General features: G+C 72.6%; 17 protein-coding genes and 2 pseudogenes. 10 read left to right on the top strand and 9 right to left on the bottom strand.

Features of this window, described 5'->3' with window-relative positions; translation table 11 throughout:
* Positions 1–40: 40 nt before the first annotated feature.
* Positions 41–2743, bottom strand: a complete 2703-nt coding sequence (locus ABZU69_RS18010) for a sugar-binding protein (RefSeq protein ID WP_354965462.1) — start codon at positions 2741–2743, stop codon at positions 41–43.
* Positions 2744–3137: 394 nt separating this feature from the next.
* Here ABZU69_RS18010 and ABZU69_RS18005 point away from each other — a divergent pair, with 394 nt between their 5' ends.
* The 9 genes from ABZU69_RS18005 (at position 3138) to ABZU69_RS17965 (ending at position 13007) form a co-directional block, all read left to right on the top strand.
* Complete coding sequence (locus tag ABZU69_RS18005) at positions 3138–4301, top strand: ROK family protein (protein ID WP_354965461.1); 1164 nt, start codon at positions 3138–3140, stop codon at positions 4299–4301.
* Positions 4302–4338: 37 nt separating this feature from the next.
* Positions 4339–5382: an extracellular solute-binding protein gene (locus ABZU69_RS18000; protein WP_354965460.1), complete on the top strand. Its 1044-nt coding sequence runs from the start codon at positions 4339–4341 to the stop codon at positions 5380–5382.
* A 153-nt stretch (positions 5383–5535) separates the two neighbouring features.
* Positions 5536–6609: an ABC transporter ATP-binding protein gene (locus ABZU69_RS17995; protein WP_354965459.1), complete on the top strand. Its 1074-nt coding sequence runs from the start codon at positions 5536–5538 to the stop codon at positions 6607–6609.
* Positions 6606–8402 (top strand): iron ABC transporter permease, encoded by a 1797-nt coding sequence (locus ABZU69_RS17990; protein ID WP_354965458.1) that lies wholly within the window; start codon positions 6606–6608, stop codon positions 8400–8402. Before ABZU69_RS17995 ends, ABZU69_RS17990 begins: the two co-directional genes overlap by 4 nt.
* Positions 8399–9283 (top strand): creatininase family protein, encoded by an 885-nt coding sequence (locus ABZU69_RS17985; RefSeq protein ID WP_354965457.1) that lies wholly within the window; start codon positions 8399–8401, stop codon positions 9281–9283. The genes ABZU69_RS17990 and ABZU69_RS17985 overlap by 4 nt, the downstream gene beginning before the upstream one ends.
* Positions 9280–10233: an amidohydrolase family protein gene (locus tag ABZU69_RS17980; RefSeq protein WP_354965456.1), complete on the top strand. Its 954-nt coding sequence runs from the start codon at positions 9280–9282 to the stop codon at positions 10231–10233. Before ABZU69_RS17985 ends, ABZU69_RS17980 begins: the two co-directional genes overlap by 4 nt.
* A gap of 63 nt (positions 10234–10296) precedes the next feature.
* Positions 10297–11757 (top strand): lyase family protein, encoded by a 1461-nt coding sequence (locus tag ABZU69_RS17975; protein WP_354965455.1) that lies wholly within the window; start codon positions 10297–10299, stop codon positions 11755–11757.
* Positions 11754–12683 (top strand): ROK family protein, encoded by a 930-nt coding sequence (locus ABZU69_RS17970; protein WP_354965454.1) that lies wholly within the window; start codon positions 11754–11756, stop codon positions 12681–12683. The genes ABZU69_RS17975 and ABZU69_RS17970 overlap by 4 nt, the downstream gene beginning before the upstream one ends.
* A 105-nt stretch (positions 12684–12788) precedes the next feature.
* Positions 12789–13007: a hypothetical protein gene (locus tag ABZU69_RS17965; protein ID WP_354965453.1), complete on the top strand. Its 219-nt coding sequence runs from the start codon at positions 12789–12791 to the stop codon at positions 13005–13007.
* 59 nt (positions 13008–13066) lie between these two features.
* Here the strand turns inward: ABZU69_RS17965 and ABZU69_RS17960 are convergent, their stop codons facing one another.
* From ABZU69_RS17960 to ABZU69_RS17925, 8 genes and pseudogenes are all read right to left on the bottom strand, one after another.
* Positions 13067–14491 (bottom strand): carboxyl transferase domain-containing protein, encoded by a 1425-nt coding sequence (locus ABZU69_RS17960; RefSeq protein WP_354965452.1) that lies wholly within the window; start codon positions 14489–14491, stop codon positions 13067–13069.
* A 23-nt stretch (positions 14492–14514) separates the two neighbouring features.
* Positions 14515–15741, bottom strand: a complete 1227-nt coding sequence (gene fabF / locus ABZU69_RS17955; RefSeq protein ID WP_354965451.1) for a beta-ketoacyl-ACP synthase II — start codon at positions 15739–15741, stop codon at positions 14515–14517.
* Positions 15742–15743: 2 nt separating this feature from the next.
* Entirely contained in the window at positions 15744–15983 is a 240-nt protein-coding gene (locus ABZU69_RS17950; RefSeq protein ID WP_074313380.1) for an acyl carrier protein, read from the bottom strand.
* 86 nt (positions 15984–16069) lie between these two features.
* Positions 16070–17014 (bottom strand): beta-ketoacyl-ACP synthase III, encoded by a 945-nt coding sequence (locus tag ABZU69_RS17945; protein ID WP_210917650.1) that lies wholly within the window; start codon positions 17012–17014, stop codon positions 16070–16072.
* On the bottom strand, positions 17011–18180 hold the full coding sequence (locus tag ABZU69_RS17940; RefSeq protein WP_354965450.1) for an acyltransferase domain-containing protein: 1170 nt from the start codon (positions 18178–18180) through the stop codon (positions 17011–17013). The genes ABZU69_RS17945 and ABZU69_RS17940 overlap by 4 nt, the downstream gene beginning before the upstream one ends.
* 78 nt (positions 18181–18258) lie before the next feature.
* Positions 18259–19551, bottom strand: a pseudogene (locus ABZU69_RS17935) (helix-turn-helix domain-containing protein); the annotation flags it as partial.
* Positions 19552–19582: 31 nt separating this feature from the next.
* A pseudogene (locus ABZU69_RS17930) lies at positions 19583–20225 on the bottom strand (response regulator transcription factor).
* Between the two features lie 71 nt (positions 20226–20296).
* Positions 20297–21502 (bottom strand): histidine kinase, encoded by a 1206-nt coding sequence (locus ABZU69_RS17925; protein WP_354965449.1) that lies wholly within the window; start codon positions 21500–21502, stop codon positions 20297–20299.
* Positions 21503–21622: 120 nt separating this feature from the next.
* On the opposite strand from ABZU69_RS17925, the gene pyrE reads away from it, so the two are divergent.
* A complete protein-coding gene (gene pyrE / locus ABZU69_RS17920) occupies positions 21623–22165 on the top strand; it encodes an orotate phosphoribosyltransferase (RefSeq protein ID WP_354965448.1) in 543 nt (180 codons plus the stop codon).
* The last annotated feature ends 193 nt before the right edge of the window (positions 22166–22358 follow it).

Raw genomic sequence — 22358 nt, 5'->3', positions numbered from 1 at the left:
GTCCGGTTCGTCCGGCACCTGCCCGTGTTACCCGATGACCTCAGCGGCGGATCGTGACCTGCTGAGCGACGGCCGAGCCACCTGACTCGAACGCGGCCAGCACGGCCTCCGCCTTATCCCCGTCGACCGGGACCAGCACGGTCACCGGCCGGCCGGGTCGCAACTCGACCGTGCGGCTGCCCAGTGCCCGGTCGCCGTTCCAGGTGTAGAGATACGCCGTGCCCGTACGGTCGGACTGGAGGGAGACCTCGACCCCGCCGTTCACCCGGTGCTGCCGGGTGAGGCGCAGCGCCCGCTCCGGCAGCCGCGGCACCGCCGCCGGCGCCACGCCGCCGACCGCCGACTGGGCGATCGTCTGCGGGCTGTGCACGCTGCGCGCCGAGGTGTCCGGGAAGACCGGCGTGCTCGGGTCCTGCTGGGCAGGGGTGTAGCCGGGCAGGGTGACCAGGCCGTAGCGGTACGGGTCGGCTCGTACGCCGGTGAACGTCGACCAGCCGAGTCGGGACTGGGAGGCGAGATCCTGCGTGTCCGAGTCGTAGACCAGCACGTTGAAGCCCATCCGGGCCGGGTCGACCGCGTCGGGCAGCACCGCGAACGGGATGCTCGTCTCGATCGTGTAGCCGGTGTAGGGCTCGCTGACCTTGCTGACCACGGTCATTCCCGGAGCGGTCTGCCCACCCGGGCCCTGCCGGTTGTCGGCGTCGCGCTGCCAGCACGGCGGGTTGCCGTTGGCCGGGTCGTCGGTGATGGGGAAGATGCCCGCCTTGAACACGGTCGAGGTGTCCGAGGAGTCGCCCTTCGGGTCGACGATGATCTCGACGCTGTCGGTCCGCCGCTGGCGCTTGCAATCCTGCGGCACCACCTTCCGGCCGAGCACGTCGTCGGTGACCGTGACGATCACCTTGAGCGCGTCCGCGGTCCAGGCGATCCGACCCTTGGCGGAGGCGTCCGTCGCGGTGGTCGCCTCGCCCTCCCAGATGCGCGAGAAGTCGAGCTCCTCGCCCGGGTACTCGCCCGCGCTGGCCACTCCATCGACGGCGTGGGCGGCGCCGGCCTGCGGCACCTCGGTGGTCGGCACGATCTCCAGGGCGCCGGTCTCGACCGTGCTGCCGGTGCTGCTGGCGGTGGTGATGGTGATGCCGTAGTCGCCGCCGTCGCCGCCCTCGTTGGCCGTCGGCAGCGAGGCGTCACTGTTGGTGACACTGAAGGTGACCGCGCCGGTGGCGCCGGCCGCCAGGTCGCGGTAGCTCTTCGTGGCGGCGTCGGCGGTGAAGCCTGCGGGCAGGCCGAGGGTGACCGTGCCGTTCTGTACGGTCTCGCCGACGTTGCGCAGGTCGACCCGGACGTCGCGGCTCTTGCCGGAGCCGATGGTGAGCACCGGCTTGATCAGGGTGTCGAGCTGGCCGTAGCCGCCCGCGCTCGCCCAGTCGCGGAAGAGACCGACCTCGGGCAGCGGCTCCAGGGTGCCGCGTACATCGGCGACGACCCGGACGGCCTCGTCGGTGCTGCCGGAGCCCTGGCCCTTGGTGCTCAGGGTGGCCGAGAGCAGCTTCTGCGTGCCCGTCTCGGCGCCCTTCGGCACGGTGACGGTGAAGGTCGCCGTCCGATCCCGGCCAGCCGGGACGCTCACGCCGAGCCCGCTACCGCCGGAGACGGACCAACCGGCCGGCACCTGCAGCGTCACCCCGGGGTGGTTCAGTGCCCGGTTGGCGGCGGCCTTGACGTGCGCCGTGACCTCGACGCTCTCGCCGGGTGCCACGTCGAAGCGGTCGGTGGTCAGGTACAGCTCGGTGCCCTTGGGCAGCCCGCCCTTGGTCGACGGAAGCATCGACCCGCGCAGGATCGCCTCCGGTGAGCTGTCCTCCGGGTCGTACGGCACCCGGCTGTCGACGAGGGTGTAGAAGTCGCAGCGGATCTTCGCCGGGTCGGTCGGGGCGGCCGCGGTGCCGGCCCAGCCCTGGGTCACGTACTCCCGGCGGGCCTCGACCTCGATCTCCGCCCAGGTCTTGCGGCTGCTGCTCGGGGTGCCCTCCCAGACGCCGAAGACCTGGTCGGTCGGGACCGTCGGGGTGAAGCTGGACGCGCACGCCGGGCCGGCCGAGGAGCTGCCGGTTCCACCGGTACGCAGGAACTTCGCGGCCCGGAACACGCTGAGCCCTTCCTTGCGGATCTGCTCCGGGAAGGCCTTCGGGTCGGCGGCTGCCTGGAACGCCTCGGCGGCGAACCTGGCGGCCTGCTGGTGGTTGCCGTGGTTACCCGGGGTCGGCGACGGGTTCATGGTCATGATGATCTCGGGGCGGGTCGTCCGGATCACCCGGACGATCTGAGCGAGCGTGTCGTCGTGGCCCCAGATCTGCTCGGACAACGGTGCCGAGGCGGTGTACCAGAAGTCGACCCGATCGAGGTTGTACAGGTTCTGCACGCCGGCCCGCCCGATCGCGGTCCGCTCCTCGCGCTCCCGGATGATGCCGAGTGGTGGCCCCTCCTCGAGGCCGACGGCGTTGCCGCCGCCCTCGCCACGGGTGATGGTGACGACGCCGGCCTTGGCGCCGTACTTCTCCTTCCACTGCCCCAGCGTGGCGAGGCTGCCCGCCTCGTCGTCGGGGTGGGCGCTGACGAAGAGCACGTCGAGGTCGACCGCGCCGCCGGCGGCGGGGTGGGCGGTGGCGGCGAGGGCGGCGCCTGGTGTCCCGGACAGGGCCAGCGCGAGCGCCGTCGGTAGCAGGAATGCCTTGAGTCGCATGTGGATCCTTCCGAACCGCGGGGTCCGGACAGCGACGACCGGCGGGGGACGCGGGATGCGCCGCCCCGACGGGTCGGGTCCGGTTCGTTGGTGGGATGGGCGGCGGTGAGGCCCCGATCGACGGGCGTCACCGGGGTGCACAGCGGTACGGGACTTCCGTACACACTGGAAGGCCTTCGCCGGGTGACGCTAGAGATCGTCGGCGAGGAGCGTCAATACCCACGAAGGGACTTTCTTCTTTTCTAGAAGAAACGAACTCGGGCGTAACCAGGGGGTCACTCTCTGGATCCGCATCAGTGCATAAAGGCATTTTTCCTGCTCCGAGGGGTCTTGGTTGGTCGCCGAGACCCAGTCGTTACTTGACTCCATAGTTCGTTCGCCGTAGGAAGGAAGTGTGACTGACGTGGTGACGCCACCAACGAGCCCGGTGAGCCGGGAGCGGTCGAAGGAGATCAAGCGGCTTTCCGTGATCTCCACCGCCCGCCAGGTACGCCTGCTCTCGCGTGCCGAGCTGACCGAGCTGACCGGGCTGAGCCCCGCCACGCTCACGCCGTTGGTCCGTGAGCTGATCGCGGAGGGCTACCTTCTGGAGCGAGGGCCGGGCGCGTCCCGCTCGGGGCGTCCCCGCGCGATGTTGGAGTTCAACCCTCGCGCCGAGCTGGTCGCGGCCGTTTCGCTGGAGCCGTCCCGGATCAGCTGCGAGATCGCCGACAGCGACGGAGCTGTGGTCGCCCACCGTGCCGTCCGACTCGCCGGTGACATCGTCGACACCATCTGCCGTTCCATCCCCGAACTGGCCGGGGAGGGCTTGCCGGCGTTGCGGGGTGTGGCCATCGCGGCGCCTGGCGTCTCCTCCGGAGGCGCTGTCCGTCTCGCCCCGTCGGTCGGTCTGGTGGAGGGTCGGCCGGTGGGGGAGATGGTCCAACGGCGGCTGGGCGTACCGGTCGTGGTCGACAACGACGTGAACCTGATGGCGGCGGGCGAACACGCCGCCGGGGCGGGCAGTGACGTCGCCGACCTGCTGCTGCTGCACGTCGCCGACGGCATTGGCGCGGGTCTGGTGCTCGACGGGCAGGTCCGTCGGGGCGCCGGTGGCGCCGCCGGCGAGGTGGGTTTCCTGCCGCTGGACGCCGCGGATCGTGGTCACGACGGGATCGGCCCCTTCGAGGCACGCTGGTCGGAGAATGCCATCGCCGAGCGGGTGGTCGCGTTGGCGCCGGGCCGCCGTCCCGAGGCGCCGGTACGCGCCCTGGTGGAGCTGGCGCGCACCGGAGGCGCCGCCGCCGCGTTCCTGGACGAACTGCTGACCGCCTGGTCCCGACTGATCGTCTCGTGCGTCTGCGTCATCGACCCGGGTCGGGTCCTGCTCAGCGGTGCCGCCGCACAGCTCGACGATGCCGCCGTCGAGCGGATCCAGACTCTCGTCAGCGCCGGCGCGCCCGCATCGACCGAGGTACGCCGGGCGGTGCTCGGCGATCAGGCGGTGCTGCACGGTGCGGTCAGCTACGCGCTGTCGGCCGCCGCGGCCGGCCTACCCAACCTGCTTCCCGCCCCGTAACCACCCCGGTTTTCCCTCGTCCCCCCTGGAGGTACTCATGAGACGTCGCCTTTTCCTCGCCGGAGCGCTCGCCGCGGCCCTGGTCGTCGGCACCGCCGCCTGCGGTGGTGGCGACGACGCGGCCGACGGCAGCGTCGAGTCGCTGACGATCTACACGGCCCGTGACAAGAAGGTCTCGACCTTCGTGGTCGACCAGTTCACCGCGAAATTCCCCGAGTACAAGGGGAAGGTCGAGGTCCTCAACCTCGGCGCCCAGGAGATCCTCGAGCGGGTCCGGGCCGAGAAGGCCAACCCGCAGGCGGACATCTGGTGGGGCGGCACCCAACAGGGGCTGGCCGCCGGCGCGTCCGAGGACCTGCTGACCGCCTGGCAGCCGACGTTCGCCAGCAAGATGGACGCCCGGTACAAGGACGCCGAGGGCCGCTGGTTCGGCGAGATCCTGCTGCCCGAGGTCATCATGTACAACAACAAGGCGCTCACCCCTGAGCAGGCCCCGAAGGACTGGGACGACCTGCTCGCGCCGCAGTGGAAAGACAAGATCGTCATTCGCGACGTGGCCGCGTCCGGCACCATGCGGTCGATCTACGCCTCGATGATCCAGCAGCAGTCCGCCGACGGCAGCAACCCCCAGCCGGGCTACGACTGGCTCAAGAAGCTCGACGCCAACACCGGCGCGTACGCCGCGAACCCAGCGGACCTGTACCTGAAGCTCTCCCGGCAGCAGGGCCTGCTCAGCGCCTGGAACCTGCAGGACATCCTGCTCCAGGCCAACCAGTCGAACATGCCGTTCGGCTTCGTGATGCCGGCCTCCGGCGCGCCCGTGCTGGTCGACGGTCTCGCCGCGGTCAAGGGTGGCAACACCACGGGCACCCAGAAGTTCATCGAGTTCCTCTTCGACGACAAGCTCCGCGCCGACCTGGCCAAGGACTACTACCAGATCCCCGCGGTGGACATCGCCGAGGAGCCGGAGTGGCTCGCCCAGCTCCAGCTCAAGCCGATGGACGTCGACTGGGACGTGGTCGGTAAGAACGAGACCGACTGGATCAACCACTGGAACGGCGAGATCAAGAACAAGGGCTGACCGGATCGGCGCCGGACCGGGAAATCCCGGTCCGGCGCCGCGCCGGGGACGTACCGGCGCTGGACGGCCGAGGTGACTCGCGTCCGACCGGCTCCCCGGCCCGCCCCACCCCTGCGACCGGCCACGCCCGGTTCCGGACTGAGGAGAGACATCATGATCGATGTCACGCTGGAGTCGGTGAGCAAGCGCTTCTCGCGCGCCGGCGACACCGCGGCCGTCGACGACGTCGACATCACCATCGCCGCCGGGGAGTTCTTCACCCTGCTCGGCCCGAGCGGTTGCGGCAAGACCACCACCCTGCGGATGGTGGCGGGGTTCTACTTCCCGACCTCCGGGCGGATCCGGTTCGGCGACCAGGACGTCACCCGGCGCCCGCCGAACAAGCGCGACACCGGCATGGTGTTCCAGAACTACGCGCTCTTCCCGCACATGTCCGTCGCGCAGAACGTCGCGTACGGGCTGAAGATCCGCAAGGTCGGCCGGGCCGAGTCGAAGCGGCGGGTCGAGGAGGCGCTCACCCAGGTCCACCTGGCCGGCTACGGCGAGCGTCGGATCGACCAGCTCTCCGGCGGCCAGCAGCAGCGGGTGGCGCTGGCCCGCGCACTGGTCATCCGACCGCGGACCCTGCTGCTCGACGAGCCGCTCTCCAATCTCGACGCCAAACTCCGTGAGGAGACCCGGGTCGAGATCCGGCGGATCCAGCGGGAGGCCGGCACCACCTCGCTCTACGTCACCCACGATCAGGCCGAGGCGATGGCGATGTCCGACCGGATCGCGGTGATGGAGTCCGGTCGGGTGCGGCAGATCGGCGCCCCGCAGGAGATCTACCACCGTCCGGCGACCAGCTTCGTCGCCCGGTTCATCGGCCGCAGCAACGTGCTGAGCCTGCCGGTGCTGGGCGTCGGCCCGGAGACGGTCACGGTGCGGCTGCCCGACGGCAGCCAGGTCGGCGTCGCCGCTCCCGCGGATCACGGGTTGGGCACGGGGGCGACCGCCCTGGTCTCGATACGCCCCGAGCACATCGGCCTCACCTCGGCCACCGAGCCTGGCGTGGTCACCGGCCGCGTCACCGAGCTGGAGTTCACCGGCATGTCCACCAACCTCCTGGTCGACGTGGCCGGCGAGGCGGTGCAGGTGGCCGCCGTCGATCCGCCGGCCGGCCTGTCGGTGGGCGACCAGCTCGGGCTGCGGCTGCCGCGGGAGCGGATGTGGGTGGTGCGTCCATGAGCACCATCCCCGCCACCCCGAGCCCGGCCACCATTCCACCGGTCACCGGGAGCCCGGCGTCCTCCGGCGACGGACGGCGGCGACGCTTCACCGATCGGTTCACCGGCGGGACGAACTCGCGTTGGTTCCCGTACCTGCTGGTGCTGCCGCTCGCGCTGATCCTCTTCGGGTACGTGGTGCAGCCGATGTTCGCCACCTTCGCCGAGAGCGTCGGCGTCGACGGGGTGGCGAACTACACCAGCTTCTTCACCAGTTCGGGCGTCGCGCGATCATCCCTGGTCACCTCCCTGATCATCTCCGCTGCCAGCGTGCTGCTCTGCGGGATCGTCGGGGTCGCGATGGCCTTCCTGCTCAAGCGCTTCTCGTTTCCCGGCCGGCGGTTGATCGAGGCGATCATCCTGGTGCCGGCGGCGCTGCCACCGCTGATCGGCGCGATCTCATTCCAACTGCTGTACAGCGAGACCGGCATCCTGCCGCGCGGGCTTCAGCAGGTCTTCGGCACCGCCGAGCCGGTGTTGCCCTTCAGCGGCATCGCCGGGGTGCTGGTGGTGCACACCTTCACCATGTACCCGTTCTTCTACCTGTCCGCTGCCGCGGCGCTGGCCGGGATGGACCCGTCGGTGGAGGAGGCCGCCTACAACCTCGGCGCGGGTCGGGTCCGGGTCTGGCGGACGGTCCTGCTGCCGATGCTCACCCCGGCGCTGGTCTCCGCCTCGCTGCTGGTCTTCATGACGTCGCTGGCGTCGTACACCGCCCCGCTGCTCTTCGGTGTGGACCAGACCATGACCATGCAGATCTACATCAACCGCACCAACGGCGACCTGCCGATGGCGTCCACCTACGCCTCGGTGCTGGGCGTGGTCTCGGTGCTGTTCCTGCTCGGTATGCGCTGGTACGAGGGGCGGCGCAGCTACCGCTCCCAGTCCAAGGGGGTCGCCGCGCACCGCCGCGAGATCACCAACCCCTTCGGGCGTTGGGTGGCTCTGGGCGCGTCGCTGCTGGCCACCGTGGTGCTGCTGGCCCCGGTGGCGACCATCGCGCTGGTGGCGTTCTCCGCCGACGGCTCGTGGACCACCGAAGTGGTGCCCGCGGCGTACACCATGCAGAACTTCGTCACGATCTTCTCCGATCCGAACGCGTTCCAGCCGATCCTCAACTCGTTGCAGATGAGCCTGCTGGCCACCGTCGGCTGCGTCGTGGTCGGCGTACTGATCGCCTACGCGGTGCGCCGGCTCGACTTCCGTGGGCGCGGCGTCCTGGACGTGGCGGTGATGCTGGCGTGGGCGCTGCCCGGCACGGTGGTGGCGATCAACCTGATCTCGGCGTTCAGCACCGGTAACGCGTTCAGCTTCGGCCAGGTCCTGATCGGCACGTTCTGGATCATGCCGCTGGCGTACTTCGTGCGATTCCTCCCACTGGTCTTCCGGTCCAGCTCGGCCACGCTCGCCCAGATCGACCCCGCGCTGGAGGAGGCGGCCCGCAACCTCGGCGCCTCGTGGTGGCGCGCCTTCGGCTCGGTGACCCTGCGACTGATGCTGCCGGGCGTGATCGCGGGCGCGCTGCTGGCCTTCGTGCACGGCGTTGGCGAGTTCGTCGCCTCCGTGCTGATCTACACCTCGCAGACCGCGCCGATCTCCGTCGAGATCAACAACAGGATGTACTCGTTCGAGGTCGGCACCGCCGCCGCGTACGGCATGCTCCAGGTCGTTTTGATCTTCGTGGTGATGGTGGTCTCGGGTCGGCTCGAAACCGGCCGGCGGGCCTCCCGGGAGGCGGCGCAGTGGACGGCATGAGGATGTGGCCGGCCACCGGCGCGCTACTCCCGGCGGTCCGGGTGCCCGGCGGTGAGCTGGCGGCCGTGGCCGAAGCGGCGGACTTCGCGGTACTGCCGGTCGGCGCCGTCGAATGGCACGGCCCGCACCTGCCGCTGGGCACCGACCTGATCCTGGCCGAGGGCTTCGCGGGCGAGAGCGCCGCCACCTCCGGACCCCGGGGAGTGCTCTTCCCCGCCGTGCCCTACGCCGCCTGCCCCGGGCAGACCCGGCCCTGGCCGGGCACGGTGGCGATCCGGCCGGAGATCGCGGTCGGCTACCTCGCCGACGTCATCGAGGGAATCGTCGCCGCCGGGTTCCCCCGACTGCTCATCGTCAACGGCCACGACGCGAACATGTCCACGGTCCGGGCCGCGATGGAGTGGGTCTCCGGCCGGCGACAGGCCAGCCTGCTGTTGGTGAACTGGTTCCAGCTGGTCACCCCCGCGGAGACCACCGAGATCTACGGCGCCCTACCGGCGCGGGGCCACGGCGGGGCGTACGAGACCTCCGGTGTGCTCGGCTTCGACCCGGAGGCGGTGCGCCTCGACGCGGTCACCGACCTGCCGCCGAAGCCGAAACTGCCGGTGACCCACCCGTACGTGCTGGTGGAGTCCCGACCAGACCCCTGGCAGGGCTGGTCCGGGCACATCTCACTGGCCAGCGAGGAGGCCGGTCGGCGGGTCCGCGAGCTGGCCGGCGGCCGGCTGCGGGAGATCGTCGAAGCCTGGGTGGCCGCACCGCTGCCCGCGCCGCCGACCGACGACCCGCTGCCCACCTCGTCGACCCCCGGATCAGACGCGGGCCGACCGACAACCCCCACCCAGCCCGGCGACACCGCACCGATCAGGGGAGCATCATGAGCGGCGACCGTGGACTCGAGATCGTCGACTTCCACCTGCACTTCCGGATCGGTGCCGACGAGACCATCCGGGCCCGTGAGCACGAGGCCGGGATGCACCCCGGCGGTGATCACGAGCGGAGCGTCCGGGCTGCCGGTGCCGCACCGTACGCCGCCCAGTGGCGTCGGGCGTGGAGCTTCCCCGACCCGGAGCCGCCCGCCGAGCGCTGGCAGGACGAGGCCGACCGATGGGCCGAGGAGCTGCGCACGCACCACATCAGCAAGGCGGTCTTCGTCACCGGCGGCGGCAACGACAGCGTCGCCGACGTCGTCGACCGGCATCCGGACCTGCTGCTCGGCTTCGCCCATCACGACCCGTACGGCCCGGACGCCGCCGCCGAACTGGAGCGAGCGGTGACCGAGCGCGGCCTGCGCGGGCTGAAGCTCTTCGCCCCGCTCCTGCGCGGTCCGCTCGACGACCCCGCGCTGGATCCGCTCTGGGGCACCGCCCAGCGACTCCGCGTGCCGGTGCTCATCCACATCGGGCACTACGGCAGCGCGGGTGGCCTGACGTTCGGCCGGTACGGCGGCCCGGACGAGCTGGCCCGGATGGCCCGGCGCTTCCCCGAGCTGTCGGTCGTGGTGCCGCACTTCGGCGTGCAACACGTGCAGGAGCTGTTCTTCGCCGCGTGGGGCTGCCCGAACATCCTCATCGACACGTCCGGGTCCAACCAGTGGGTGCGGTGGATGCCGTACAAGCTCACCTTGGAGGATCTTTTCCGCCGCTGCTACGAGACCATCGGCCCGGACCGCATCGTCTACGGCAGCGACTCGTCGTGGTTCCCCCGGGGCTACGTCACCCGCTACCTCGACGACCAACTGCGGGTTTGTCGCGAGTTGGGCATGCCCGACGACCACCTGCGAGCCATCTTCGCCGGAAATGCCGAACGACTACTCGGCCTGACCGACTGACCGGCTGACGCCCCGGAGGCGGCGGACCCGCCGCCCCCGGCCTGGAAGGAAGTAAGGACCCTCATGAGCACCTCCGCGCTGACCACCTACCAGCGGCACCACCTACGGCCCACCTACGAGCACCACGTCGAGCACCTCTTTCCGGCGATGGTGCGAGCCAGCCAGGCCCACGTGGTGATGCTGACCGAGCGGGGGCTCATCCCCGCCGAGCGGGGCGCCGGACTGCTGCGGGGACTGGCCGTGCTGCGTGCCGACACCGCTTCCGCGCCGATCTACGACGGCAGCTTCGAGGACGTCTACTACCTGATGGAGAAGCGCCTTGCCGAGGCGTGCGGCATCCCGGCCGCCCAGCTCGACGTGCAGCTCGCCCGCAGCCGCAACGACCTCGACGCCGGGGTGTTCCGGATGCTGCTCCGTGACCAGTTGCTCGGCGTGCTCGACCGGGTGCTCGCCACCGGTGCGACCGCTCTCGACGTCGCGGACCGCTACGCCGACGTGGTCATCACCGGCTACACGCACCGCCGGCCCGCGCAGCCCACCACCATCGGCCACGCACTCGCCGGCTACGCCGAGGCGCTGGCGGGTGAGGCGGTCGCCTACGCCGACCTGATCGACCAGCTGAACATCTCGCCGCTGGGCTCCTGCGCCTTCGCCGGCACGGACCTGGACATCTCCCCGGCCCGGGTGGCCGAGCTGCTCGGCTTCAACGGCCTGGTCACCAACTCCTACGAGGCGGTGGCCGGTGCCGACCACCTGGTGCGGGTCGGCACGCTCAACGCCCAGTCGCTGGCCACCGGTGCCCGACTGGCCCGGACCCTGATGGACTGGCTGACCTGGCGCTGGGTGGCCACGCCCGGCGACTTCACCCAGGGCAGCAGCATCATGCCGCAGAAGCGCAACCCGGTGGTGCTGGAGCATCTGGTGTCGATGGCCGGCGCTGCCGCCGGGGACGCCGCCTCGGTGCTCAACAACGTCGGTGCGGCCTGGTGGGAGGACTCCAACAACGCCACCACCGACGTGCAGGTCCGGCTCTGGGACAGCAACGACCGTACGGACCGCTTCTTCGCCCTGCTCGGCGGCTTCCTGGCCGAGCTGGAGCCGCTGGAACCGCCGTCCCGGGAGGAGATTGTCGCCTCCGGTGCCACCACCACGGCCGCTGCCGACGCGCTGACCCTGCACGGGGTGCCGTTCCGGGCCGCGCACTCCGTGGTCGGCCGGCTGGTTCGGAGCGGCGCGCCGGACTCCTGGACGGAGAGCGACGTGCGCGCAGCCGCCGACGCGGTCGGCCTGAGCGCGCCGTTGGACGACGCGGCGGTCGCCGACCTGATCGCCGCCGCCGTCCGCCCGGAGCTTGTGCTGCGCCGGGCCCAGATCGACGGTCCCGGTTCGGACGCCGTCCGCGCCCAGGTGGGCGAGCTGCGCGGCGCCTTCGACACCGTCGCCGGCCGGCTCGCCGCCGTCCGGGACCGTCTCGCGGCGGCCGACGCCGCGCTGGACGAGGTCGCTGAGGTGACGGCCAGGTGACGGTACGACTGGCCGACCGCGCCGAGCAGGCCGCCGGAGCCGGAGACGTCGGCGGTCTGCTGCTCGGCATCGACTTCGGCGGCACGAAGATGGCGGTCGGGGTGGCCGACGGCTCGGGCCGGCTGCTGGCCAGCGAGCGGGTGCCGACGCACGCCGACCGGGGTGCCCGCCAGGCGCTGGACCGGGCGCTGGAGGTGACGACGAGGCTGCTCGGAGAGGTCGGTGGCCCGGTCGCGGCGGTCGGGGTCGCCTCGCCCGGTGTGGTCCGACCCGACGGCATCGACCTGGCGCCGAACGTGCCGGGCTGGGACCGGCTGCGGCTGGTCGACACGGTCCGCGACTGGCTCGGCGTACCGGCGGTCGCGGTCGACAACGACCTCAACGCCGCCGCACTGGCCGAGCTGCGGCTCGGCGCGCTACGCGACGCCGACCCCGGCCTGGTGGTCGGGCTGGGCACGGGGGTGGCGGCAGCGGTCACCGTGCGCGGCACGGTACTGGCCGGACGGCACGGGGCCGCCGGTGAGATCGGGTACGCCCTCGCTGGCGCCGCCCGTCCCGGCAGGATGCTCGAGTCGGTCTTCTCCGGGCGCGCTCTGGACCAGCTCGCCGCCGAGTTGGACGTACCGGACGGGGCGGCCGGGCTGGCTGCCCGGGCCGACCAGCCCGGCGAGGTCCGGGACGTGCTGCGCGGCAGGGTCGACGAGATCGCCCGCCATCTGATCACCTGTTGTCTGTTGGTGGATCCGCAGCGGGTGGTGCTGGTCGGCGGGGTGGCCGGCAGCGAGCTGATCCGCGGGCTGATCGTCGAACGGCTCGCCGAGGTGCTGCCATATCGGCCGGAGATCGTGCTCTCCAGCTTCGCCGCCGACGCGGCGCTGCTCGGCGCGGTGCTCCTGGCTCGGGAGGCGGTCCCGGCCGCCGGCTGACTCGACGCGGCCTGTGCCGGCCCGTACCCCCGGCCGGCACAGGCGTCGACCCGCCCGGCCGGAATCCGGTAGCGCCGCCCCGGCCGACCTGGCAGCCTGGCCGGCATGGGTCAGGCGCGGGACTTCTACTGGGTAGAGCGGGCCGACGGCGCCGTCGTGATCACGCATCACGGGCGGGTGGCCACCACGTTGCGCGGCGGCCGGGCGGCGGAGTTCCTCGCCGAGGTGGACGACGACCCGCAGCTGGTGATGGCCCGCTGGACCGGCAACTACCGCCGGGGCAACGAGCGCACCGCGAAGCACCACCCGCGCAACCGGGCCTGAACGTGAGGAAGGGCCCTTTGTTATCGCGAGGCGATAACAAAGGGCCCTTCCTCACACCGCTACAGCGGGATGTTGCCGTGTGCGCCGCGGGCGGCCGGGGCGCCGGCCAACGCCTCGGCGATCCGCCGACGGGTCTCCGCTGGCTTGATCACGTCGTCCACCACGCCGATCTCCAGCGCCCGGTTGACCCCGCCCGCCGTGCGGGTCTGCTCCTCGATCAGCTGCGCGCGCAGCGTCTCCCGCTCCTCCGCCGGAGCCGCGGCGAGCTTCTTGCGGTACAGGATGTTGACCGCCGCGCTGGCGCCCATCACCGCGACCTCCGCGTCCGGCCAGGCGAAGACCGCGGTGGCACCCAGCGAGCGGGAGTTCATCGCGATGTACGCGCCGCCGTACGCCTTGCGGGTCACCAGGGTCACCCGCGGCACCACCGCCTCGGCGAACGCGTGCAGCAGCTTCGCCCCGCGCCGGACCACGCCGTCCCATTCCTGGCCCAGGCCGGGCAGGTAACCGGGCACGTCGACGAGCACGATCAGTGGTACGCCCAGCGAATCGCACATCCGGACGAACCGGGCAGCCTTCTCCGCGCTGGACGCGTCCAGGCAGCCGCCCAGGCGCAGCGGGTTGTTGGCGATCACCCCGACCGTCCGGCCGGCGAACCGGCCCAGCGTGGTCACCACGTTCGGCGCCCACCTGGCGTGCAGCTCCACGCCGGGGGCGTCGAGCAGGGCCTTGACCACCGGCTTGACGTCGTACGCCCGGTTGGTCTCGGCCGGCATCTTCGCCGACAGGTCGTGCCCGTCCGCGTCGACGGCCGGAACGTCGTCGGGGGAGAGCCGGCCCTGACGGCCGAGCAGCGCGGCGAGCTTGCGCGACTCGACCATCGCCGCCGCGTCGTCGGCGCAGGTCACGTGCACCACGCCGGAGCGCCGGCCGTGCGGCTCGGGGCCGCCCAGGCGCTCCATGTCGACCTGTTCACCGGTGACGCTGCGGACCACCTCGGGCCCGGTCACGAAGATCCGCCCGGCGCCGCTCATCACCACGATGTCGGTCAGCGCCGGCCCGTACGCCGCGCCGCCGGCCGCCGGCCCGAGCACCACGGAGATCTGCGGTACCCGGCCCGACGCGCGGACCATGGCCGCGAAGACCTGCCCGACCGCGTCGAGCGCGACCACGCCCTCGGCCAGCCGGGCGCCGCCGGAGTGCCAGAGGCCCAGCACCGGCACCCGCTCCCGCACGGCGGTGTCGATCGCGTTGACTACGTGCCGGCACCCGTCGGTGCCCATCGCGCCGCCCATCCTGGTGGCGTCGGTGGCGTAGGCGATGGCCGGCCCGCCCTCGATCTCGCCGCGCGCCCACAGCACCCCGGAGCTGTCCCGGGGGGCCAGCAGGCGCAGCGAGCCGGCGTCGAACAGCGCCCGGAGGCGGACCTCAGGATCCCGGTAGTCCACGGTGCGGGTGTCCGCACCGAGGGCGGTGGTGGTCACGTGCGCGCCTCCAAGCTGTGGTCTCAGGGCCGGGTGAAGACCAGAGCCACGTTGTGGCCCCCGAAGCCGAACGCGTTGTTCAGCGCGGCCGGGATCTCCATGTGGCGCGCCTTGTGTGCGGCCACCTCCAGGGTGAGACCGTCATCCGGGTCGTCGAGGTTGACCGTCGGAGGTACGACACCGTCGCGGATGGCCAGGATCGTGGCGATCGACTCCAGCGCGCCGGCCGCACCGAGCAGGTGACCGGTCATCGACTTGGTCGCGGCCAGCACCGGGTGGTCGCCGAGAGACTTGTGCAGCGCGCCGATCTCCAGCATGTCGCCGACCGGGGTCGACGTGGCGTGCGCGTTGACGTGCACGATGTCCCGCTTGGCCACGTCCGCGTCCGCGATCGCCTTGGCGATGGCCCGGATCGCGCCCTCGCCCTCGGCGTGGGGCTGCACGATGTCGTACGCGTCGGAGGTGATCCCGGCGCCGGCGAGGCGCGCGTACACCCGGGCGCCCCGGGCGGCGGCGTGCTCGGCCCGCTCCAGCACCACGATGCCGGCGCCCTCGCCGAGGACGAAGCCGTCACGGCCCCGGTCCCACGGGCGGGAGGCCCGCTCCGGCTCGTCGTTGCGGGTCGACATGGCCCGCATCGAGCTGAACCCGGCGATCGGCAGCGCGTGGATGACCGCCTCGGTGCCGCCGGCCACCACCACGTCGGCCCGGCCGGCGCGGATGATGTCCAGGCCCAGCGCGATCGCCTCGGCGCCGGTGGCGCAGGCGCTGGCCACCGAGTGCACGCCGGCCTTGGCTCCCAGCTCCAGCCCGACCCACGCGGCCGGACCGTTCGGCATCAGCATCGGGATGGTGTGCGGGGAGACCCGCCGCGGCCCGGACGCCTCCAGGATGTCGTCCTGGGCGAGCAGGGTGATGGCACCGCCGATGCCGGAGCCGACGCTGACCGCCAGCCGTTCACCGTCGAGGCCGGAGTCGGCCAGGCCGGCGTCCGCCCAGGCCTGCTGCGCCGCGATGATCGCGATCGCCTCGGAGCGGTCCAGCCGGCGCAGCCGGACCCGGTCCAGCACCTCGGACGGCTCCACGGCCAGCTGGGCGGCGATCCGGACCGGCAGTTGCGCGGCCCACTCCTGGGTGAGGGCACTCACCCCGGAGCGGCCGGCGAGCATGGCGTCCCAGGTCGACGCGACGTCCCCGCCAAGCGGGGTCGTCGCGCCGAGCCCGGTGACGACGACGTCAGGACGACTCATGATCAGGACTGCGCCGCGATGTAGGTAACGGCGTCGCCGACGGTCTTGAGGTTCTGCACCTCGTTGTCCGGGATCTTGACGCCGAACTTCTCCTCGGCCGCCACCACGACCTCCACCATGGAGAGCGAGTCGACATCGAGGTCGTCGGTGAAGGACTTCCCCTCGGCCACGTCGTCCGGGTTCACCCCGGCAACCTCTTCGAGGATCTCGGCGAGTCCGGTGGTGATCTCGTCACGGGTCATTGCGGTTGGTTCCTTTCATCGGGGGGTTCTCCGGCGGCCGGCGTTGCCAGCCGCCACTCCTGGGCGCCTGTGCGCCCGAGGGGTCCTCAGGGGCAGCGGACGACCTGACCGGCGTAGGTCAGGCCACCGCCGAAGCCGAACAGCAGCACCGGGGCGCCCGAGGGCACCTCCCGCCGCTCGACCAGCTTGGACAGGGCCAGCGGCACGCTCGCCGCGGAGGTGTTGCCGGACTCGACGATGTCCTTCGCGATGATCGCGTTGGGGATGTTGAGCCGCTTGGCGATGCCGTCGATGATCCGGGCGTTGGCCTGGTGCGGCACGAACGCGGCCAGCTCCGACGGGTCGACCCCGGCCCGCTCGCAGGCCTGCAGGGCCAGCGGCGCCAGCGCGGTGGTGGCCCAGCGGAAGACCGACTGCCCCTCCTGCTGGATGTACGGGCGCCAGCCCTCGATGCGGACCGCGTCGCTCTTCTCCGGCGCCGAACCCCAGACCACCGGACCGATCCCGGCCGGCTCGTCGTCGGCGGTCGCGGTGACCACCGCGGCACCGGCGCCGTCGCCGAAGATGATGCAGGTGGAGCGGTCGGTCCAGTCGGTGAAGTCGGAGAGCTTCTCCGCGCCGATGACGATCGCGTTGCGCGACGCCCCGGCCCGGATGGCGTGGTCGACGGTGCCCAGCGCGTACGCGAAGCCCGAGCAGGCGGTGTTGACGTCGTACGCGCCCGGCGCGGCGATGCCCAGCTTGGCGGCGACCCGGCAGGCCACGTTGGGGCTGCGGTCGACCGAGGTGCAGGTGGCGACCACGACCAGGTCGATGTCGGCGGCGGTCAGGCCGGAGTTGGCCAGCGCCTTGCCGGCCGCGGCGGCGGCCATGTCGGCCACCGTCTCACTGTCGGCGATCCGCCGGGTGACGATGCCGACCCGGTCCCGGATCCACTCGTCGTTGGTGTCCACGAGCTGGGCGATGTCGTCGTTGGTCACCACCCGGGAGGGCTGGTAGTGCCCCATCGAGACGATGCGACTGCCAGTCATGAACGACCTCCGATGCGGGCGAGCGGTTGGCCCGGCGCGACCGGGTCGTCGTGGTGGGCGAGCCATTCGGTGAGGACGCCGCCCTGGTGGGCGGTCACCTCGACCGGCCCCTGCCGGGTGCCGATGTGCCCGACGACCTGGCCGGCGCGGATCGTCTCGCCCTCGGTCAGCTCGGCGGACGGGGCGAAGGTGCCGGCGGACGGCGCCACCACCACGCGGAACTGCATGGTCGGCTCGTGGCTGGGCGCCATGCCGTGCCGGGCGATCAGGTCCCGTGCGGCCGGCAGGTCGTCCGGGGTGTTCAGGGTGACGATCTCCGGTGCGCCGTCGCCCTTGAGCTCCCGCTTGACCAGCCCGGCCAGTGTGCCGGCCGGCGGTAGCTCGATCACGCCGGTCACACCGAGGTCGGCCAGGGTACGCATGCACAGGTCCCAGCGGACCGGCGCGGTGACCTGGCGGACCAGGCGCTGCAGCATGTCGCGGCCGTGGTCGACCGCGGCGCCGTCGAGGTTCGACAGCAGGATCCGGGCCGGGTCGGCCGGGGTGATGCCGGCGGCCACCGCAGCCAGCGCGGTCTCGGCCGGCGCCATGTACGGGGTGTGGAACGCGCCGGCAACCTGGAGCCGGATGATCCGGGTCTTCGCCGGCGGCTCGGCGGCGAGCTTGTCCAGCCCGTCGAGGGAGCCGGCGCCGACGATCTGCCCGGCGCCGTTGCGGTTGGCCGGGTGCAGCCCGTGTGCGGCGATCGCGGCGAGCACCTCGTCCGGGTCGCCTCCGAGCACGGCGGCCATCCCGGTCGGCTCCAGCGCGCACGCGGCGGCCATCTCCCGGCCCCGTACGCCGGCGAGGGTGATGGCGGCCTCGGCCGGCAGCACCCCGGCCAGCGCCGCGGCGCCGAGCTCGCCGACGCTGTGCCCGGCGGTGAGCGTCACGTCGTACAGCGGCAGGTGCTCGGCGGCGAGCAGCGCCGCGGCGACCAGCAGCGGCTGGGTGCGGGCGGTGTCCTTGATCTCGTCGGCGTCGGCGGCGGTGCCCAGGTGCACCAGGTCGACCCCGGCCAGAGCCGACCACCAGCGCAGTCGCGCCTCGGTGCCGGTCAGGTCGAGCCAAGGGGTCAGGAAGCCGGGTTTCTGGGAACCCTGGCCGGGACTAAGTACGGCGAGCACGACTATGACTCTCCCGGATACGCGTGGGTAACGCTGTGCCGCCCTCGACCAAACCACACTAGAAGCTTTGGAGGGTTTCTACAAAGATCGGCGGTGATCGTCGCCGGTTTGGGTGGCTTTCCGGACTGCCGGGGTCATTGTCTGGGTCGGGACCGGCGCGGTCATCGGGGTCACCGGATCCAGCCGGCCGACGGTCAGCGCCACCTGCAGGGCGAACGCGTCCCGGGGCGACAGCGGCGAGAAGCCGGTCACCTCGGCGATGCGGCGCAACCGGTAGCGCACCGTGTTCGGGTGCACGAACAGCGCCCGCGCGGCGCTCTCCAGCGTGCCACCGGCGGCCAGGAACGCGTCCAGCGTCTCCAACAGCTCGCCACCGGCGCGCACCAGGGTCGCGTACACGTCGTGCCGCAGCCGGCGGCGGGCCTCCGCGTCGCCGGCCAGGGCCCGCTCCGGCAGCAGCTCGGCGGCCGGCACCGGCCGGGGCGCCGTCGGCCAGGCCGGCGCCGCCCGGAAGCCGGCCAGCGCGGCCCGCGCCGACTCCGTCGCCTCGTCCAGACTGGGTACGGCCGGACCCACCACCACCGGCCCGTCCCCGAACGCGGTCAGCAGCTTGCCGGTGGCTCCCAGCGGGTCCGCCGCGCCGCCCAGCACGATCACCAGCCGGTCGCCGTGCACCCCGCCGATCACCTCCACGCCGATCCGCCGGGCCTGCCGGTAGACCACGTGCAGCACCGCGGAGACCTCTCCGCCGGGGGAGCGGCCGACCGCCACCGCGACCGGCGGCGCGTCCGTCCAGCCGAGCGCCGCCGCCCGGCTGGCCAGCACGTCCGGCGAGTCACCACGCAGCAGCGCGTCGACCAGCAGGGCCTGCAACCGGGCGTCCCACGCGCCGCGTGACTCGGCGGCCCGCGCGTACACCCGGGCGGCGGCGAACGCGATCTCCCGGGAGAAGCGCAGCACCGCCTCGCGCAGCTGCTGCTCCTCGCCCTCGGCGGCCAGGTGCGACACCTGCTCCTCGACAACGTCGATGGTCACCTTGATCAGCGCCACCGTCTGCTGGAGGGTGATCGACCGGGCCAGCGCCTCGGGAGCGGCGGCGAAGACCTCGTCGGAGACCTCCTGGGTGCTGTCCGCCGTGCCGCCGCCGTCGCGCAGCCACTGCACCAGCGACCGGGCGCCCGCCTGGGCCACCAGCATCACCCAGGAGCGCTGGTCGGCCGGCAGGGCGCGGAACCAGGGCAGGGTCTCGTCCATCCGGGCCACGCTGGCGGTGGCCAGCGCCCCCGCCGCGCGCTCGATCTGACGCAGCGTGGCCGTCAGCTCCCCACCGCCCGGCGTACTCACCGCCCTAGCCTGACACGCGCTGACCTGGATCTTCATGCCGGGCCGCCATGGCCCGGGATCACGGCGGCGGAGCGGGGGCGGGCAGGCCCAGCTCCTGGGCCAGGATCGCGGCTGCGCAGGTCCAGCTTCGCCAGGATCCGGCTCACGTGCGTCTTGGTGGTGCTCTCCGCCATCGCCAGCCGGTCGGCGATCTGCTGGTTGGACAGGCCCAGGCCGAGGCAGGCCAGCACGTCCCGCTCGCGCGGGGTGAGCCCGTCCAGGGCGGCCCGGGTGGCCGCCGACGACCCTGGCGCGGTGGCCGCGAAGGCCGCGATCAACCGGCGGGTCACCGCGGGGGCGATGAACCCGTCGCCGCGTGCCACCGTCCGTACCGCCGCGACCAGCCCCGCCGCGTCGGTGTCCTTGAGCAGGAAACCGGCCGCCCCGGCACGCAGCGCCCCGAAGACGTACTCGTCGAGGTCGAAGGTGGTGAGCACCAGCACGTCGGCGAGCCCTTCGGCGACGATCGCCCGGGTCGCGGAGATGCCGTCCCGGCGCGGCATCCGGATGTCGAGCACGGCGACGTCCGGTCGCAACTCCCGGCACAGCCGTACCGCCTCGTCGCCGTCGCCCGCCTCGCCGACCACCTCGACGCCCGGAGCGCCGGCCAGGATCAACGTCAGCCCGGCTCGTACCGCCGGCTGGTCGTCCGCCACGACCACCCGGACCGCCGTACCCGCGTCCCCCGGTGCCCGGGCTGTGCCAGCATCGCCCGGTGCCCGGGCCGGCCCGGTCACCCGTCCTCCCGGGTGGGCAGCGCGGCCCGGACGAGCCACCGGCCGTCGTGCGGCCCGGCGTCGAACCGGCCCGCCAGCAGCGTGGCGCGTTCCCGCATCCCGATCAGCCCGGCCCCGGCGCCGGTCAGCCCGGCGCCGCCCCGGCGCACCGGATTCTCCACCGTCAGCACCACCTCCGTCGGCCGGTACGCGATCGTCAGCTCCGCCTCGCCCGCGCCGTGCTTCAGCGCATTGGTCAGTGACTCCTGCACGATCCGGTACGCCGCGAGGTCCACGCCCACCGGCAGCGGGCCGGGCGTGCCGTCGGTGTGGACCCGTACCGCGAGGCCGGCGGCCCGGATCCGCTCGACCAGCCGGTCCGCCTCGGCGAGCCGCGCGGTGGCCGCCTCCGGCAGCGCGCCGCTGCCATCCGTCGGCGCCCGCGTGCCACCGGCACCCGGCTCGCGCAGCAGTTCGATCATCTGCCGCATCTCCGCCAGGCCCTGCACGCTGCTCTCCCGGATCACCCGCAACGCCGACTCGACCTGGCCGCGGTCCAGCCCGGGCACCGACAGCACGGCGGTGGCGTGGATGGCCACCGCGCTGAGATGGTTGGCGACCACGTCGTGCAACTCCCGGGCCATCCGGGCCCGTTCGGCGCTGACCGCCTGCCAGCGGTCCAGCTCGACCAGCCGGGCGGTCTGCTCGGCCCGAGCCCGCTCGGCCGCGGCCTGGTCGCGGTACTGCCGCACGCTGATCCCGGTCAGCACCGGCAGCAGGCCGACGAGCACCACCAGCACACCGACGGCGACCCCGCGCCACTGGTCCGAGAGGAGCACGCCGACCACCGCGCCGACCAGGCTCAGCCCGACGGTCAACCTCAGCAGCCACCGCCACAGCCGCGCCGGGCCGTACACGCAGGCGTCGTAGAGCACCTGGGTGTAGACCAGGATCGTCCCCAGCGAGCCGCCGAGCGCGATGTCCACGACCAGCGCCCCCGTGCCGACGCCCAGGCTGGAGCGCGGCGCGACCCGGCGCAGGCCGACGGCCACGCACACCGTCAGCAGCGGCGGCAGGAACAACGCGGGCGGCACGTCCGGGTGCGGACGGATCTGCGGTTGCCAACCGAGGGTCCACAGCACCAGGCCGCCGGCCAGCGACGCACCGGCCAGCGCGAGATCCCGGCCGAGCGTGCCGGAGCCGAGCCACGGTGGCGGACGCATGGTCCCGATCCCATCACAGCCGTCGAGCCCCGGACTCCGACCCGGGGAGGACTCTGCCGCAACCGGCATGCGCCGAAAGGGGTACGCCCAACGGACGCCGACCCGGAGAGAATGATCATCATGACGCACGCAGAGACCATGACCGCGCTGGCCCGCGAGATCGACACCACCTGCCGGCTGACCGGCGAGTTCGTGCTCCGCTCCGGCCGGATCGCCGACGAGTACTTCGACAAGTACCGGTTCGAGGCGAATCCCCGCCTGCTGGACCGGGTGGCCGCTCACCTGGCGCCCCTGGTGCCGGCGGACATCGAGGTGCTGGCCGGGCTGGAGATGGGCGGGATTCCGGTGGTTACCGCGCTCGGCCGGTACACCGGGCTGCCCTGCGCCTTCGTCCGCAAGGCCGCCAAGCCGTACGGCACCGCCCGGCTGGCCGAGGGGACGGAGCTGGCCGGGCGGCGGGTGCTGGTGGTCGAGGACGTGGTCACCTCCGGGGGGCAGGTGGTCACCTCCACCGGGCAGCTGCGCGAGCTGGGCGCCCGGGTGGATCACGCGCTCTGCGTCATCGACCGCGCGGAGGGTGGCGCGGCCCTGCTGGCCGAGCACGGGGTCGCGCTGCGGGCGCTGTTCACCCACGCCGACCTGGAGGCCCACCGCAGCCGCTGACCGGTTCCGGCCGGGCCGCCGCTACCGACCGTCGGCGACGATCTTGCCGGTCGCCTTCCCGGTCTGGGAGACCCTGTTCCCTCGCCGCCCGAAGCGCTGACCCCGGGGTACGCCGTGCAGACCCGTCGGTCCCTGCCAGTACGGTGGCAGGGCACGTCGGGGGGAGCACCCGCGGGTGAGTGCGAGCGTGAGG

The sequence above is a fragment of the Micromonospora sp. NPDC005206 genome (assembly GCF_040608175.1).
Classification (GTDB): Bacteria; Actinomycetota; Actinomycetes; order Mycobacteriales; family Micromonosporaceae; genus Micromonospora.
The sequence above is the reverse complement of the archived record's forward strand: the minus strand, read 5'-3'. Positions and strand labels throughout refer to the sequence as shown.

Excerpts from the sequence above, each read along its gene's own strand:
- pyrE (WP_354965448.1), top strand. The coding sequence starts at position 21,623 with ATGACGCACGCAGAGACCATGACCGCGCTGGCCCGCGAGATCGACACC.
- ABZU69_RS17925 (WP_354965449.1), bottom strand. The coding sequence starts at position 21,502 with ATGCGTCCGCCACCGTGGCTCGGCTCCGGCACGCTCGGCCGGGATCTC.
- ABZU69_RS17985 (WP_354965457.1), top strand. The coding sequence starts at position 8,399 with ATGAGGATGTGGCCGGCCACCGGCGCGCTACTCCCGGCGGTCCGGGTG.
- fabF (WP_354965451.1), bottom strand. The coding sequence starts at position 15,741 with ATGAGTCGTCCTGACGTCGTCGTCACCGGGCTCGGCGCGACGACCCCG.
- ABZU69_RS17950 (WP_074313380.1), bottom strand. The coding sequence starts at position 15,983 with ATGACCCGTGACGAGATCACCACCGGACTCGCCGAGATCCTCGAAGAG.
- ABZU69_RS17995 (WP_354965459.1), top strand. The coding sequence starts at position 5,536 with ATGATCGATGTCACGCTGGAGTCGGTGAGCAAGCGCTTCTCGCGCGCC.
- ABZU69_RS18010 (WP_354965462.1), bottom strand. The coding sequence starts at position 2,743 with ATGCGACTCAAGGCATTCCTGCTACCGACGGCGCTCGCGCTGGCCCTG.
- ABZU69_RS17945 (WP_210917650.1), bottom strand. The coding sequence starts at position 17,014 with ATGACTGGCAGTCGCATCGTCTCGATGGGGCACTACCAGCCCTCCCGG.
- ABZU69_RS17965 (WP_354965453.1), top strand. The coding sequence starts at position 12,789 with ATGGGTCAGGCGCGGGACTTCTACTGGGTAGAGCGGGCCGACGGCGCC.
- ABZU69_RS17975 (WP_354965455.1), top strand. The coding sequence starts at position 10,297 with ATGAGCACCTCCGCGCTGACCACCTACCAGCGGCACCACCTACGGCCC.
- ABZU69_RS17980 (WP_354965456.1), top strand. The coding sequence starts at position 9,280 with ATGAGCGGCGACCGTGGACTCGAGATCGTCGACTTCCACCTGCACTTC.
- ABZU69_RS17990 (WP_354965458.1), top strand. The coding sequence starts at position 6,606 with ATGAGCACCATCCCCGCCACCCCGAGCCCGGCCACCATTCCACCGGTC.
- ABZU69_RS18000 (WP_354965460.1), top strand. The coding sequence starts at position 4,339 with ATGAGACGTCGCCTTTTCCTCGCCGGAGCGCTCGCCGCGGCCCTGGTC.